General features: G+C 62.7%; 15 protein-coding genes. 3 read left to right on the top strand and 12 right to left on the bottom strand.

What is annotated here, in order from left to right; translation table 11 throughout:
* Positions 1–31: 31 nt before the first annotated feature.
* The 5 genes from VGO12_RS23190 to purL form a co-directional block, all read right to left on the bottom strand.
* Positions 32–1270, bottom strand: coding sequence for a multidrug effflux MFS transporter (locus VGO12_RS23190; RefSeq protein WP_327515088.1), 1239 nt, complete (start codon positions 1268–1270; stop codon positions 32–34).
* A 487-nt stretch (positions 1271–1757) separates the two neighbouring features.
* A complete protein-coding gene (grxD, locus tag VGO12_RS23185; RefSeq protein ID WP_327515087.1) occupies positions 1758–2096 on the bottom strand; it encodes a Grx4 family monothiol glutaredoxin in 339 nt (112 codons plus the stop codon).
* A 233-nt stretch (positions 2097–2329) separates the two neighbouring features.
* Complete coding sequence (locus VGO12_RS23180) at positions 2330–2578, bottom strand: hypothetical protein (protein WP_327515086.1); 249 nt, start codon at positions 2576–2578, stop codon at positions 2330–2332.
* 6 nt (positions 2579–2584) lie between these two features.
* Positions 2585–2818: a BolA family protein gene (locus VGO12_RS23175; RefSeq protein ID WP_057248940.1), complete on the bottom strand. Its 234-nt coding sequence runs from the start codon at positions 2816–2818 to the stop codon at positions 2585–2587.
* A 235-nt stretch (positions 2819–3053) separates the two neighbouring features.
* A complete protein-coding gene (gene purL, locus VGO12_RS23170; protein ID WP_327515085.1) occupies positions 3054–5285 on the bottom strand; it encodes a phosphoribosylformylglycinamidine synthase subunit PurL in 2232 nt (743 codons plus the stop codon).
* Between purL and VGO12_RS23165 the strand changes: the two genes are divergently transcribed.
* Positions 5272–5562, top strand: coding sequence for a hypothetical protein (locus VGO12_RS23165; protein ID WP_327515084.1), 291 nt, complete (start codon positions 5272–5274; stop codon positions 5560–5562). The genes purL and VGO12_RS23165 overlap by 14 nt on opposite strands.
* A gap of 323 nt (positions 5563–5885) precedes the next feature.
* Here VGO12_RS23165 and VGO12_RS23160 read toward each other — a convergent pair whose 3' ends face one another.
* Entirely contained in the window at positions 5886–6464 is a 579-nt protein-coding gene (locus VGO12_RS23160; RefSeq protein ID WP_327515083.1) for an acyloxyacyl hydrolase, read from the bottom strand.
* Positions 6465–6555: 91 nt separating this feature from the next.
* Positions 6556–7974, bottom strand: a complete 1419-nt coding sequence (locus VGO12_RS23155; RefSeq protein ID WP_327515082.1) for a PLP-dependent aminotransferase family protein — start codon at positions 7972–7974, stop codon at positions 6556–6558.
* Between the two features lie 106 nt (positions 7975–8080).
* On the opposite strand from VGO12_RS23155, the gene VGO12_RS23150 reads away from it, so the two are divergent.
* A complete protein-coding gene (locus tag VGO12_RS23150; RefSeq protein ID WP_327515081.1) occupies positions 8081–8308 on the top strand; it encodes a DUF1127 domain-containing protein in 228 nt (75 codons plus the stop codon).
* Positions 8309–8402: 94 nt separating this feature from the next.
* On the opposite strand, the gene VGO12_RS23145 is transcribed toward VGO12_RS23150, so the two are convergent.
* The 4 genes from VGO12_RS23145 to purC all read right to left on the bottom strand — a co-directional run bounded on the left by VGO12_RS23145 (position 8403) and on the right by purC (position 10735).
* Entirely contained in the window at positions 8403–8810 is a 408-nt protein-coding gene (locus tag VGO12_RS23145) for a hypothetical protein (RefSeq protein WP_327515080.1), read from the bottom strand.
* Between the two features lie 53 nt (positions 8811–8863).
* On the bottom strand, positions 8864–9535 hold the full coding sequence (purQ, locus tag VGO12_RS23140) for a phosphoribosylformylglycinamidine synthase subunit PurQ (protein ID WP_327515079.1): 672 nt from the start codon (positions 9533–9535) through the stop codon (positions 8864–8866).
* A 175-nt stretch (positions 9536–9710) separates the two neighbouring features.
* Positions 9711–9953: a phosphoribosylformylglycinamidine synthase subunit PurS gene (purS, locus tag VGO12_RS23135; RefSeq protein WP_034794427.1), complete on the bottom strand. Its 243-nt coding sequence runs from the start codon at positions 9951–9953 to the stop codon at positions 9711–9713.
* Between the two features lie 17 nt (positions 9954–9970).
* Complete coding sequence (purC, locus tag VGO12_RS23130; RefSeq protein ID WP_065373601.1) at positions 9971–10735, bottom strand: phosphoribosylaminoimidazolesuccinocarboxamide synthase; 765 nt, start codon at positions 10733–10735, stop codon at positions 9971–9973.
* A 230-nt stretch (positions 10736–10965) separates the two neighbouring features.
* On the opposite strand from purC, the gene VGO12_RS23125 reads away from it, so the two are divergent.
* Positions 10966–11280, top strand: a complete 315-nt coding sequence (locus VGO12_RS23125) for a DUF1476 domain-containing protein (RefSeq protein WP_327515078.1) — start codon at positions 10966–10968, stop codon at positions 11278–11280.
* A gap of 56 nt (positions 11281–11336) precedes the next feature.
* On the opposite strand, the gene VGO12_RS23120 is transcribed toward VGO12_RS23125, so the two are convergent.
* On the bottom strand, positions 11337–13796 hold the full coding sequence (locus VGO12_RS23120) for a putative bifunctional diguanylate cyclase/phosphodiesterase (protein WP_327515077.1): 2460 nt from the start codon (positions 13794–13796) through the stop codon (positions 11337–11339).
* Positions 13797–14047: the final 251 nt, after the last annotated feature.

The following is a 14047-nucleotide window of genomic DNA, read 5'->3' as shown; positions in this document are numbered from 1 at the left end:
GCGTGTTCAGAGACGCATGGCGCTGCAGAGATCAGCCGGCCGGCTGATGATGCGGTTTGAAAAGCCTGCCGCGCTCGGCGATGAGCACGAAACCGAGGCCGATGGCGGCCACCGTGAAGTAGCCCGTGGCGAGCGGCACGGCCGTGCCGTCGAACGACTGGCCGATGAAGGCTCCGATCACGCTGCCGCCGATCGTCTGCATGAAGCCGAGCACCGAGGAGGCGGTGCCGGCAACATGGCCGAGAGGCTCCATGGCCATGGCGTTGAAGTTCGGGGCAATAAGGCCGAACTGGAACATCGTGGCGCAATAGAGAACCACGAAGACCGGGAAGGGCAGCGGCGCGTAGAGCGAGGCCGACATCCAGACGAAGCTCGCCAGCGTGAAGCCGATGAGCGCCGCATGCGACAGCGGCCGCATGCCGAAGCGGCGGACGAGGCGGGAGTTGGTGAAGGAGGCGACCGCCATCATACTGGCGAATGCCGCAAACACAAGCGGAAACCACACGCCAAGGTCGTAGACGCCGACGAGAACCTGCTGCGCCGAGTTGATGAAGCCGAACAGCGCACCGAGGATGACGGAGGTCGCGAGCGTATAGAGCAGCGACACGCGGTTGGTCAGCACGATGCGGAAGCCGTTGAGAATGACCGACGGCGTGAAGGCGCGACGGTGGGCCGGATCCAGCGTCTCGCCGAGCTTCGACAGCACGACGGCGATGTTCATGACGGCATAGAGCGCGACGACGACGAAGATCATGTGCCATTCGGCAAGGCTGATGATGAGCTGGCCGATCGAGGGCGCCACGACCGGAACGATCATGAACACCATCATGACGAGCGACATGACTTCCGCCATCTGGCGGCCGCCATACACGTCGCGAACGATCGAGATGGTGATGACGCGTGTCGCCGCAGCGCCGGCGCCCTGGACGAAGCGGAGCGCAAGCATGAGACCGAAGCTCGGCACGACGGCAATCGCCAGCGCACAGACGGCATAGAGTGCCAGACCAGCCAGAAGCGGCGGCCGGCGGCCGAACCGATCGGAAAGCGGCCCGAAGAACAGCTGCGCCACGCCCATACCGAGCAGATAGGCCGTGATGATGTACTGCCTCTCGTTTTCCGAGGCGACGCCGAGGCTGGCGCCGATCTGCTGCAGACCGGGCAACATGATGTCGATCGAGATCGCATTGGTCGCCATCAGCATGGCCATCATCGCGATGAACTGAAATTTCGTCAGGCCGGGCAGGGCGCTATCATTGGTCATGCTTGTCATTTTCAAAAGTCCTAGCGGCGCTGCGAGCGCAGGCAAAACAGATCTGGGTCCGGGCGGCGCCGGAAAAGAAGGATGTCGGCTGGCGAGATGCCGGTCGGCACGGGGATTTCGGGCGGGCGCGACAGGGCAGCCGCACCGCATGGCGCCCGGCTGACATGGAGCGAACAAAGGAAGCGTCGATCGGCGCGACAGGGATAATTTCCGTGCCGGAAGGGCCGGGGCGGGAACCTCCGCCGGCCGCTTATGCCGAACGATCGCGACTGCTTCATGACAGGCCGGATATTCGGCCCTCAGCTTCACTTCAAAACGCCGGTAACGTTTCAGGAAGGAAGCCTGCTACTTGAACAAACATCCCGAAAGTCCCTGCGCGAAGCGAACGCGCAAAGCCTTTGGAAAGACAACGAAAGGCGGGATCCGGACAGACATCCGAATCAAAAAAGGCGGTTACCCGCCTTCTCCGATGGAGCGGGACAAGGCGTCCTTGGAATTAAGCGGCAGCGCCCTTCACGGCAATGCCCTGCGCTTCCAGGTGCGCCTGCAATTCGCCAGCCTGGAACATTTCGCGCACGATGTCGCAACCGCCGACGAATTCGCCCTTGACGTAGAGCTGCGGGATTGTCGGCCAGTTGGAATAGTCCTTGATGCCCTGGCGCAGGTCAGCGTCGGCGAGCACGTTCAGACCCTTGTAGTCGACACCGATGTAATCGAGAATCTGGACCACCTGACCGGAGAAGCCACACTGAGGAAACTGCGGCGTACCCTTCATGAAGAGCACCACATCGTTCGTCTTGACTTCGTTGTCGATGAATTCGTGAATTCCGCTCATCTGTCTTCCTTCCTGCGCCGGCTTCAAGGGCCGGAAATCGATTGGGTCATAGATAGCATGCATATCGGTGATTTTCACCACCCAATCGCAACAAATATTGATGGGCCTCAAGATGTGGTTTTATTACCACTCAAGCATTCACGCGTCCTGTCCGACGCGCGAATGTTCGATCTATCACCCTGATCTTCCGCAGGTTTTTTCCCAAACCGGCGACGATCAGGACCATGCAGTGATCAGGTGGGCCGGCGCCGAACCTTGCTGCGCGAGGCGGCCGTCTTGCGCCGGCTCGTCTGTTTCTTCGCCGGCTTGCGCATCGCGGCTTCCAGGATATCACCGAGGATACCGCCGCCAACGGAGGACGTGGCGCGTGTCCGGCGCTTCGTCCGCTTGGTGGTCGTGCGCTTGACGCCGGTCTTCTTCAGGATCTCCTTCAGCGCGCTGTCAACGACGCCGCTGACGAGTTCCTTGATCAGGTCAGCCATCGGGGCTTACTCCGGCGCACTCGTCTGTAGGGCCAGGGCATGCAGGACGCCGCCCATATTGCCCTTCAAAGCGTTGTAGACCATCTGGTGCTGCTGCACGCGGGTCTTGCCGCGAAACGCCTCGGCCACGACTTCGGCGGCATAATGGTCGCCGTCACCGGCCAGATCGCGGATCGTGACCTTGGCACCGGGAATCCCCGCCTTGATCATGTCTTCGATGTCGCCTGGTGTCATGGGCATGATACGCCAACTCCCTTTTCTTATTCTGCAACGTCAGCAGCCTGCCGACGCCGTCCATCGGATGAGGGAACCACGATTCAGGGGCGGAACGCAATTGCTGAATCGGGTGAGGGAGGGAGCATTTCAAGGTTAAACCATCTGATGATGGCAGCGGATAGCGATCAGCAGCAGCGCCGTCAGAGGCGGACGCGATGCGAGACGGGAGCCGCGCGAAGTGGCCCCCGTCCGCGAATTCTCAGTTCTCGGGAGCGAGGTCGCCCTGCATGAACTCGGGGAACCAGCCCTCATGCGCGGAGCGCAGGTCGGCGACCGAAACGGCCTTGGCATCGCCGAGCTTGACGGCATCGCCACCGGTCTTGCCGATGGCGGGCAGGGCGACGCCTGCCGCCTTGGCGCGGGCGGCAACTGCGTCGAGCGCACCGGCAGCAACCGTCAGGACATAGCGGCCCTGGTCTTCGCCGTAGAAGGTGCCGATCGGATCGTGACCGGCGACCGCGTCGATCGTCGCACCGATGCCCGAGGCCATCGCCATTTCCGCAACGGCGAGCGCGAGACCACCCGACGAGCAATCGTGCACAGCGGTAACGAGACCATCGACGATGAGGCCGCGGACGAAGTCGCCGACCTTGCGCTCATGCGCGAGATCGACATGCGGCGCCGGGCCGTCAGTGCGGCCATGCACGTCGCGCATGTAGACCGACTGAGCGATGTGCGATCCGAGTCCGGCCGGAGCGCCGGCGACGAGGATCGTCTCGCCTTCGGTCGCAAACCGGATGCGCGCCATCTTCGACCAGTCCCTGATGAGCCCGACGCCGCCGATGGTGGGGGTCGGCAGGATACCCTGGCCGTTGGTCTCGTTGTAGAGCGAGACGTTGCCGGATACGATCGGGAATTCGAGCGCGGTGCAGGCTTCGCCGATGCCCTTGATGGCATGAACCAGCTGGCTCATGATTTCAGGGCGTTCCGGATTGCCGAAGTTGAGGTTGTCGGTGGCCGCCAGCGGCAGTGCACCGGTTGCCGTCAGGTTGCGCCAGCATTCGGCGACCGCCTGCTTGCCGCCTTCGAACGGATCGGCCTCGACGTAGCGCGGCGTGACGTCGGACGAGAAGGCGAGCGCCTTCGTGGCATGGCCATCGACCCGCACGACGCCGGCATCGCCGCCTGGAAGCTGCAGCGAATTGCCCTGGATCAGGGTGTCGTACTGCTCGTAGACCCAGCGGCGCGACGAATTGTTGGCGGAGCCGACGAGCTTGAGAAGCGCATCGGCGACGTCGGCCTGCGGGATGTCGTTGCTTGCAAGCGGGGCCGAGGTCTTTGCGGGCGTCCAGGGACGATCGTATTCCGGGGCCTCGTCGCCGAGTTCCTTGATCGGCAGGTTGGCCACTTCTTCGCCCTGATGCAGGATGCGGAAGCGCAGGTCGTCCGTGGTCTTGCCGACGATCGCGAAATCGAGGCCCCACTTGACGAAGATCGCCTTGGCGACCTCTTCCTTGGCGGGCTCGAGCACCATGAGCATGCGCTCCTGGCTTTCCGACAGCATCATCTCGTAAGCGGTCATCTGCTCTTCGCGCACCGGTACGGTGTCGAGATTGAGCTCGATGCCGAGGTCGCCCTTGGCACCCATTTCGACGGCCGAGCAGGTGAGACCGGCAGCGCCCATGTCCTGGATGGCAATGACAGCGCCGGTCTGCATCAGCTCGAGGCAGGCTTCCAGCAGGCACTTTTCGGTGAAGGGGTCGCCGACCTGAACGGTCGGGCGCTTCTCTTCGATCGATTCGTCGAACTCCGCCGACGCCATGGTTGCGCCACCGACGCCGTCACGGCCGGTCTTGGCGCCGAGATAGACGACGGGCAACCCGACGCCTTCGGCCTTGGAGTAGAAGATCGCGTCGCTCTTGGCGAGGCCTGCGGCAAAGGCGTTGACGAGGATGTTGCCGTTGTAGCGGGCATCGAACTCGACTTCGCCGCCAACGGTCGGAACGCCGAAGGAGTTGCCGTAGCCGCCGACGCCAGCAACGACGCCGGAGACGAGGTGGCGGGTCTTCGGATGATCCGGCGCACCGAAGCGCAGCGCGTTCATCGCGGCGACGGGACGGGCGCCCATGGTGAAGACGTCGCGCAGGATGCCGCCGACACCGGTCGCAGCCCCCTGGTAGGGCTCGATATAGGACGGGTGGTTGTGGCTCTCCATCTTGAAGACGACGCAGTCGCCATCGTCGATATCGACGACGCCGGCGTTCTCGCCCGGACCCTGGATGACGCGCGGTCCCTTGGTCGGCAGCGTGCGCAGCCACTTCTTCGAGGACTTGTAGGAGCAGTGCTCGTTCCACATCGCCGAGAAGATGCCGAGCTCGGTAAAGGTCGGCTCGCGCCCGATCAGGCCGAGAATGCGCTCGTATTCGTCAGGCTTCAGCCCGTGCGATGCGATGAGGTCCGGGGTGATGGGGCGGGTGTTGGAAATCGTCATCGTCGACCGTCAAATCCTTCGGGCGGCGCGCAATCCACTTGAGAGGAATATGGCGCGTGCGAACCGCAACAGAAACAGGGGGCGCTTTGCGGCTTCTTTAACCTATGCTGCGGCGCGGCGCGACAGAAAAATATGGGCGATCAACAGCGGTTGGCGCCCGCATCGCTCTTTGCGTCAAACGCCTCAAGCACGCCGCACCATGTGGACCGGTACACCGATCCTGTGGCCCAAAACCACCGCCAAGGAAAATTCGCGCCTTGATTGTGTTTGCTGGTGAGATTCGCGCATTGTTAAGGCATACTCCCTAAGGTTGCGCATATACATTGCAGCCACCTTATCGCGCATGAAGCCCGAATGAAGTACCCTGTTAGCGACGCTTGCCGCGGGCGCGGAACTTACTGCCTGGGGCCACAGGTGGGCTGGTGCTTTCGGGTTCAAATCGGGCCGGCCATCGGCCGCCTAAAGCACCCGGCGCGGATATCGGTCGCGGCGCGGAGCAGGTGCGGAAGGACTTGCACGCAGCCACTACGAAAGATGCGGGCGATCAACTGTGGTTGACGCCCGCCTGCAACATTTCAGAGGCTACGGCAGGACGCCGCCCTAGAACTTGTAGCCGAGCGCGAGGCCGGCGCGTGTCAGGCCGTTGTTCGGACCATCGCAGAGATTGGCGTGGGACGCATGTTCGACGGTGGCCGACACGTTCCAATGCTCGTCGAGGCGCACACCGGTCGCGGCATACTCGCGGAACAGGACGCGGCAGCCAAGCTGCGGACCATCGCCATTCGGATTGTCGAGGTCGCCATCGTGAACCGTGCCGCCTGCGCCGAACTCCACGAAGAGGCGCTGCGTCATGTCGAAGGTCCAGCTCAAGCCGGCATAGGCCTGGTTGACACCATTCGACGAAGTGGCGACGGCTGCACCTGTATAGACGCGCGGCCGCAGCAGCTTTTCGCCGAGATCCGCGGCGCCACTGGCACCGAACGGGTCGAAGTAGAGCGTAAACGACGGAAACACGCCGTCTTCCTGTTTGTCACCGCTGGCGATCGACGTCGTGACGCCGAAGCGCATTTCGTCGAAAACGCCGTCTGCGGCAAAGGCAGGCGCGGCGATGAACGTGACGGCAGCAAGAAGACAGGCGGAAAGGCGACGGGGACGGGCAGGTCTCGACGAGAGCGGCATGCGGAATCCTTAAGGCGAATCATATGCGCAAGACTGCTAAAACAGTATGTTGCGCAAGATTGCGCGAAAGTCACCCCGCGGATTTCGTTAGTCACTCAAAACTGTCGTAGCCGGCACGCCCGCTGTCGAGCAGCCGTCTCAGCGCCTGGAATCCCCCTCTGACCTCGGCACGCTCGCGCGGCGAGGAAAAGCCGATGCGGATCCGGTGGAAGACGCGGTCGGTCCGCCCAGCCTTGAACTCGTCCTCGTCGTCGACCAGCACGCCGTCCTGCAGTGCCGCCTGCTTGAAGGTGCCCGACAGCCAGGGATCGGGCAACTTCATCCAGAGGAAGGGGATGCAGGGATGCGAGGTAAACTCGATGCCCTCGAAGACCTCGCGGGCCATCGCCTCGCGGGCGCGCACCTCGTCGATGCCCCTGGCACGCAGGATCGCCGCGGAACCGGACAGCACCAGGCGGGCGCAAAGCTCCGCAAGTATGAAGGGAAGGCCACCGCTTACCATCTTGTGGGCGATGCGGATGCGCTGGCTGAAATGAGGCGGGCAGGCGACCCAGCCGCCGCGCACTCCGGCGGCAACCGACTTCGACAGGCCGCCGACCAGGAATGTCCGCTCCGGCGCAAGCTCGGCGATCGGCGGCGTCTGGTCGCCGGTCATGGCGCCGTAGAGATCGTCCTCCACCAGCCAGACACCGTATTTGCGGGCAATGTCGGCGATCGCCTGGCGACGGGAAAGCGGCATGATCGCAACGGTCGGGTTGTGGGCGCTTGGCATCAGGAAGGCGAGTTTCGGGTGCTGCTGCGCGCAGACGCGCTCGAAATCCTCCGGGATCATGCCGAAGCCGTCCGATTCGACCAGCGTCGTCCTGCGACCGATCAGGCCGGCGCTGCGGCTCACCTGCGAATAGGTGAGGGTTTCGAAGGCGATCCGGTCGCCGGGCGCCGTGACCGCTGAAATGACGGCGACAACTGCCGCATGGGCGCCGAGGGTGGGCACGATGTTTTCTGGCTTCGGCCGGAATGTGCCGCGCGCCAGCCACTGGCAGCCGGCTTCGAACCAATGGTCAGGAAAGTTGCGGGCGTAGCTGGCGATATCGGCGTGATGGTCCCGACTGATCTCACCCAACAACTCGCTCAGAACTTCGCCCTGGCCGATATCGGGCGCTGCCGTGCTGTCGAAGCGCAGTTTGCCGGCGGGCGCCACGAGCGGCCGCGTGCCGGCAAGGGAGGTCGTCAGCGGATCGGATTGTTCCGGTGGCCGGCTTTCGGGATGATCGAGCACGTACGTGCCACGCCCGACTTCGCCACTGACCAATCCCCGTTCTCGAACAATATTGTACGCCCGGCCGATCGTGCCGATTGTCACGCCGATATCGTAGGCGAGGTTTCGTTGCGGTGGCAATTTGGCCCCGACGGGAAGGGCGCCGCTGCCGATTGCGTGCTCGATCTGATCGGCGATCCGCGCGTAAAGCGGACCGTGACCCTGCTGAATGTCCGGGAGCCAATTTGTCATAGTGACAATTCTTTAGATTACAGCGCCGAATATGTCAATTATCACCGATACAACGATGTCAATCGCTGCATTGGGGTTATCAATGAGTACAATCGATACAATTTGCTTGTCCCGCGCCGAAGCTACGCCCGCAATTGCCGGTACGTTGCTTGGCGGCGACTATTCGCAAGACCGCGAAAGCCTCTTGAAGCGGATCTGGGGGCTCTACTGCGCGCTGGCGGCCAGGCGCCGCGGCCGGTTGGCGCTCGGCGAAATGAGCGACTGGCAGCTCAACGATATCGGTGTCTCGCAGAAGGATGCGCGCCAGGAGTCAAGCGTACCGTTCTGGCGGTAGGTAGCCCCGCCTGAAAACGCGTGACAGGCTGTAACGAAAAAGGCCGGCTCCTCATCGGCGCCGGCCTGTCGAATGTTGTTTCTTTGGATTGGGCTTACTTGCAGCCCTGTCCGCCGGCGGCCCAGCGCCGGATGTCGGCGGCCATGCGCGTGCCCGTCGGCTCGTTCATCAGCGGCCCGAAAGCTTGAAGGCGGGCGGGATTGCCTTCCGCCTGAACGACCGCGAGCGGCCTGGCTTCCGGAGACTTGCGCGGGACGATCAGGATGCGCGGGCGACCGGAGAAGGAGTTGAGTTCCGGCGCGAGGCGATAGGACTTGAACTCGGGATCACCGGACTTGAACCAGCAGCTGTTTGCGCCGAGCGCGACGCGCTCCATCGTCGGCAGCGCCGCCGTGTTCAGGCTCGGCGCCGGCGGCTTCGGCGACTGGCAGGCGCTCAGAAGCGCCAGGCCGAAGACTGTGCAGGCGAGGCCGCTGAGGCGTCCAGGGAGATAAGAAGGCATCACGGTCTCGCTCGTGTTGGGGGTGATCGGGACGCCTTCTAGCAGTGCGGTGGTTAAGCGGCGATTACTTCGAGCGCAGACGCAAAGAGACCGCGGCCGTCGGAACCGCCATGGGCCGCTTCGATCAGGTTTTCCGGATGCGGCATCATGCCGAGAACGTTGCCCTGCGAGCTCATGACGCCGGCAATGTCGTTCATCGAGCCGTTCGGGTTGGTGCCCTCGGCATAGCGGAACACCACCTGGCCATTGCCCTCGATCGTCTTCAGCGTCTCGGCGTCGGCGAAATAGTTGCCGTCGTGGTGGGCGACGGGAGAACGGATGACCTGACCCTTCGAGTAGGCGCGGGTAAAATCGGTGTCGGCGTTGACGACTTCGAGCTTGACCTCGCGGCAGACGAACTTCAGCGACGCGTTGCGCATCAGTGCGCCCGGAAGCAGCCCCGCTTCGACAAGGATCTGGAAGCCGTTGCAGACGCCGAGAACCTTGACGCCCTTTTCGGCCTTCGCCTTGATCGCCTGCATGACCGGCATGCGGGCGGCAATCGCGCCGCAGCGAAGATAGTCGCCATAGGAGAAGCCGCCGGGAATGACGATCAGGTCGACATCGGGAATATCCGTTTCCGTCTGCCAGACGGTGACGGGCGCCTTGCCGGAAATCTTGGTAAGGGCCGCGATCATGTCGCGGTCACGATTGAGGCCCGGAAGCTGGACGACGGCTGACTTCATAACTCTGTCTCCGTAAGCGGCGAGGTGGTTTCGATGCCGCACCCGAACGAGCCTGGCACCTCCTGCGCCTTGAGCAGACCGACCCCGAGGGTATCGACTGCTCTGGCGTTTATAGCGTCGGCTCCGCGCCCAAAGGCGCGGACCGTGGTTCGGTTCTGGCCCGAGGGCCAGCCGATCAGGCGAACGAGATGCTGTAGTTCTCGATCACGGTGTTGGCGAGCAGCTTTTCGCACATCGCCTTGAGGTCTTCCTCGGCCTTGGCCTTGTCTGCCGATTCGATCTGCAGGTCGAAGACCTTGCCCTGACGAACCTGGCCGATGCCATCGAAGCCGAGCGCGCCGAGCGCGCCTTCGATTGCCTTGCCCTGCGGATCGAGAACGCCGTTCTTCAGCGTCACGGTTACACGTGCCTTGATCACTTTGATTTTCCCCGAAGTTATTTCACCAGAACCGGGCCGGTGCCACGCACAGGCTCGTTCTCGTTCATGATGCCGAGACGGCGGGCGACTTCCTGGTAAGCCTCCACGAGGCCACCGAGGTCGCGGCGAAAGCGGTCCTTGTCGAGCTTTTCCTTGGTCTCGATGTCCCAAAGACGGCAGCTGTCCGGCGAAATCTCGTCGGCGAGGATGATGCGCATCATGTCGCCTTCGAACAGTCGGCCGCACTCGATCTTGAAATCGACGAGCTGGATGCCGACGCCGAGGAACAGGCCGGTGAGGAAGTCGTTGATACGGATGGCGAGCGCCATGACGTCATCAAGCTCCTGCGGGCTGGCCCAGCCGAAGGCGGTGATGTGTTCTTCGGAGACCATCGGGTCTTCGAGCGCATCGGCCTTGTAATAAAACTCGATGATCGAACGGGGAAGGACGGTGCCTTCCTCGATGCCGAGGCGCTTGGCCAGCGATCCGGCGGCAACATTGCGCACGACGATCTCAAGCGGAATGATCTCGACTTCCTTGATCAGCTGCTCGCGCATGTTGAGGCGGCGGATGAAGTGGGTCGGAATGCCGATGCGGTTGAGATGCGTGAAGATGTACTCGGAGATCCGGTTGTTCAGAACGCCCTTGCCGTCGATGACATCATGCTTCTTCTTGTTGAAGGCGGTCGCGTCGTCCTTGAAAAACTGGATCAGCGTGCCCGGCTCCGGACCCTCATAAAGGATCTTTGCCTTGCCCTCGTAGATACGGCGGCGACGATTCATGGATGTTGTCTCTGTGTTCTTGGCGCTCTTGGGTCGCGCACGTGGAGTATCGCTAGCGGGTCCTTAGCTGAAAAGAACGGATTTCACAATCGGCGCATCTTGCAGTCCCCTGATTTGCTTAGGGTAACACGAAAGTCATCAAAGCCGAAAACTTCGCATTGCAGTTTGACCCCCGGTTTGGTTTATGGCGATAACTGTTTCCAGCATGGAATTTTCAGGGAGATTGATTGATGACGACGATGCAGGATCGCGAAAAGGCCTTTGAAGCGAAGTTTGCGCTGGATGAGGAACTGAGGTTCAAGGCTGAAGCGCGCCGCAACAAGCTCCTGGGTCTGTGGGCCGCTGGCCTGCTCGGCAAGGCCGACGCGGAAGCCTATGCGATCGAGGTGGTCGCCGCCGACTTCGAAGAAGTCGGCCACGAAGACGTGGTGCGCAAGATCAAGGCGGACTTCGACGCTGCTGGCGTTGCCCAGAGCGAAGAGCAGATCCGCGTGCGCATGCTCGAATTGCTCGGCGAAGCCGTCCAGCAGATCCAGAGCAAGTAATTCTGAGGCAGCAGCGCTGCTTCGACAAACCGCCCGGCCACTGGTCCGGGCGGTTTTTATTTGTCCGGACCGCCGAAGGTGGGCTTCCACCCGCGGCGCATTCGCTGCTCAAGCTCGAGGCGGTCCATCGGCCGGGCAAGGGCATAGCCCTGCAGCACGTCGCAGCCGAGATCGCGCAGCATGGCCGCATGCTCCCAGGTCTCGACCCCTTCGCCGACAACCTGGATGTTGAGCGAGTGACCGATGTCGATGATCGCGCGCACGAGCTTGGCCTGCTTTGCGTTTTCGGTGATCGGACCGACGAGCGCGCGGTCGATCTTGAGGCGCGCCGGGTTCAGGTTGAGCAGCCCGATGATCGACGCGTGTCCGGTGCCGAAATCATCGATCTCCACTTCGATGCCGAGGCTGCCGAGCGCGGAAATGGTCTCGGCGATCTCGTCTTCGGGATCGTCAAGGAAAATGGATTCGAGCAGTTCGAAGGAAAGCACGCCGGGCGGGATCTGCATGGCCGCGAGGTCGGTGATCAGGCCAGGATCGCGCAGGCGCGGCGATGACATGTTGACCGAGAGCTTGGGGATGGCAAAGCCCGCCTGTCGCCAGGACTGAAAGTCGGCATAGGCGATCTCCACGACCTTGCGGTCGATCGTCGGCAGGACGTTGATCTCCTCGGCCACCTTGAGGAAGTGAATGGGTGCGAGAATGCCGCGCTCGGGATGGTTCCATCTGACCAGCGCCTCGACGCCCGAAATTTCCAGAGAGCGCGCGTTGAACTGCGGCTGGTAGTAGACCGTGAACTGGCCTTCCTCGATCGCCTGGCGAATGTCGTCGCCGATACGCTTGGCCGTCAGGATCTGGGTCTGGATCTGCTCGGAGAAGATTTCGACGCGATCGCGCCCCAGGCTCTTTGCCCGATAGAGTGCGATGTCGGCATTCATCAAAAGCTGCTTGGCGTCGAAGTCCTCATGCCCTCGCCAGGCGATGCCGATGCTCGCGCCCAGACGGCACAGCTGCCCTTCATAAGGGATGGGTCGGCGGAAGGCATGGACGATCCGCTCGGCAAGCTCGGTCAACTGCGGCAGGTCGCGGTCCCTGCGGCAAAGGACGACGAATTCATCGCCGCCGATGCGCGCAATGAAATCGTCGTGGCGGGCATGCGCGCGCAGGATGGCGGCGGCATGCGTCAGCATCGCGTCACCGGCCTGATGGCCAAGCGTATCGTTGATCTGCTTGAAGCGATCGAGATCGATGTGGAGGATGGCGTTGACGGCGACGTTCTCCGTCAGCATCTGGTCGAGGTAGCGTCGATTGGGCAGGTCGGTCAGGTAGTCGTGCAGCGCATTGTATTCGATGCGGATGCGCGCCTGCTCGAGTTCGCGATTGCGTGCCTCCGCCGAGGCCTGGGCCTGGCGCAGCTCCTCCTGGAGCGCGATGTCTTCCGTGACGTCCCAGTTCGCGCCGATCAGCTTGCGGGTCCCCAGGTGGTCGACATACGTGGCGGCATTGGAACGGATGTTGCGAACGGCACCGTCCGGCCGCACGATCCGAAAGGCGTTGGAGTAGGGTTTCCCCGACGTAATGCCTTCGTTGGTACGGGCGATGACGGCATCGCGATCGCCCTGGTGCAGGCAGTTTTCCCAGACCTCGGAACTCGGGGCGCCGTCCGTCGGGTCAAGACCGTAGATCTCGAACATGCGCTCGTCCCAATCGTCGCGCATGGCATCGAGATTGAAGTCGAACACACCGATCTTCGAAACGCCGAGTGCGAGCCGCAGGCGACGGGAGACCTCCTCGAGCCGCGCCTCCGCCTCCTTGCGGGCGGTGATATCGGTGTCCGTTCCGATGATGCGGCTTGGCCTGCCGTCCGGCCAGTAGGCAACGGCCGCACCGCGGCTTTCGATCCAGATCCAGTGACCGTCGGCATGCCGCTCGCGATACTCGAACGTGTTGAAAACGGCCTCGCCGGAATCCTGCCGCTCGATGGCTGCGCGCACATGCGCCTGGTCGTCCGGGTGGACGTTCTTGATCCAGGTTTCAAGCGTGCCATCGACCTCGGCATCGTCGGACAGGCCACGCAGCCGCTTCCATGTATTGGAGTAAAACAGGTTTCCGGTTTCGAAATCGTGGTCCCACACGCCTTCGAGCGCACTGTCGAGCGCATATTTCCAGCGGGTCTCGTCGTTGCGCAATCCGGCGATTTCGCTCACGAGATCATCGACCGGCAGCAGCAACAGCAGCCACTCGCCTTCTTCGCCGAAGTGCGTCTGCGAACAGGCGACGAGCATCGGCAGGGAACCGGCGGGGCCGATGAAATGGATGGTCTGGTCTGGTGGCGACGCGACGCGCGGCGGAAGAAGGGGTCGGGCCTCATCCGGCACAAGGTCGCAAAGAAGCACATTCAGGAGACGGCCGGGTGGGCGGGCGAGCAATTCGGCGGCGCGGGCGTTGGCTGCACGAACCCGGCCCTGCGCGTCAACGACGACTGCACCCGCCGGCAACCGCTCCAGGGTGGCCTGCATCAAAGCGTCCGGGTGGGCCGGTGCACGCTGTGCACCTTTGGTGAGACCTTCGTTTACGGCCACGTATCCTACGTCCAGTGCCTGCAGCCGGAGAACCGCTCCACAAGGGACCGGGCATCAGGCGGCAAATCAGAGTTCGACAACGCTCCCGCATCATCACGGAGACGACGCGCATTGTCATGCCCTGATGATGACCACGGACAATGAACGTCGAATTAATGCGGCTTGTGGCTGGCCTGCGCCGCGACGCG

Origin of the sequence: Ensifer sp. (assembly GCF_035999135.1) — a bacterium.
Classification (GTDB): domain Bacteria; phylum Pseudomonadota; class Alphaproteobacteria; order Rhizobiales; family Rhizobiaceae; genus Ensifer.
The sequence above is the reverse complement of the archived record's forward strand: the minus strand, read 5'-3'. Positions and strand labels throughout refer to the sequence as shown.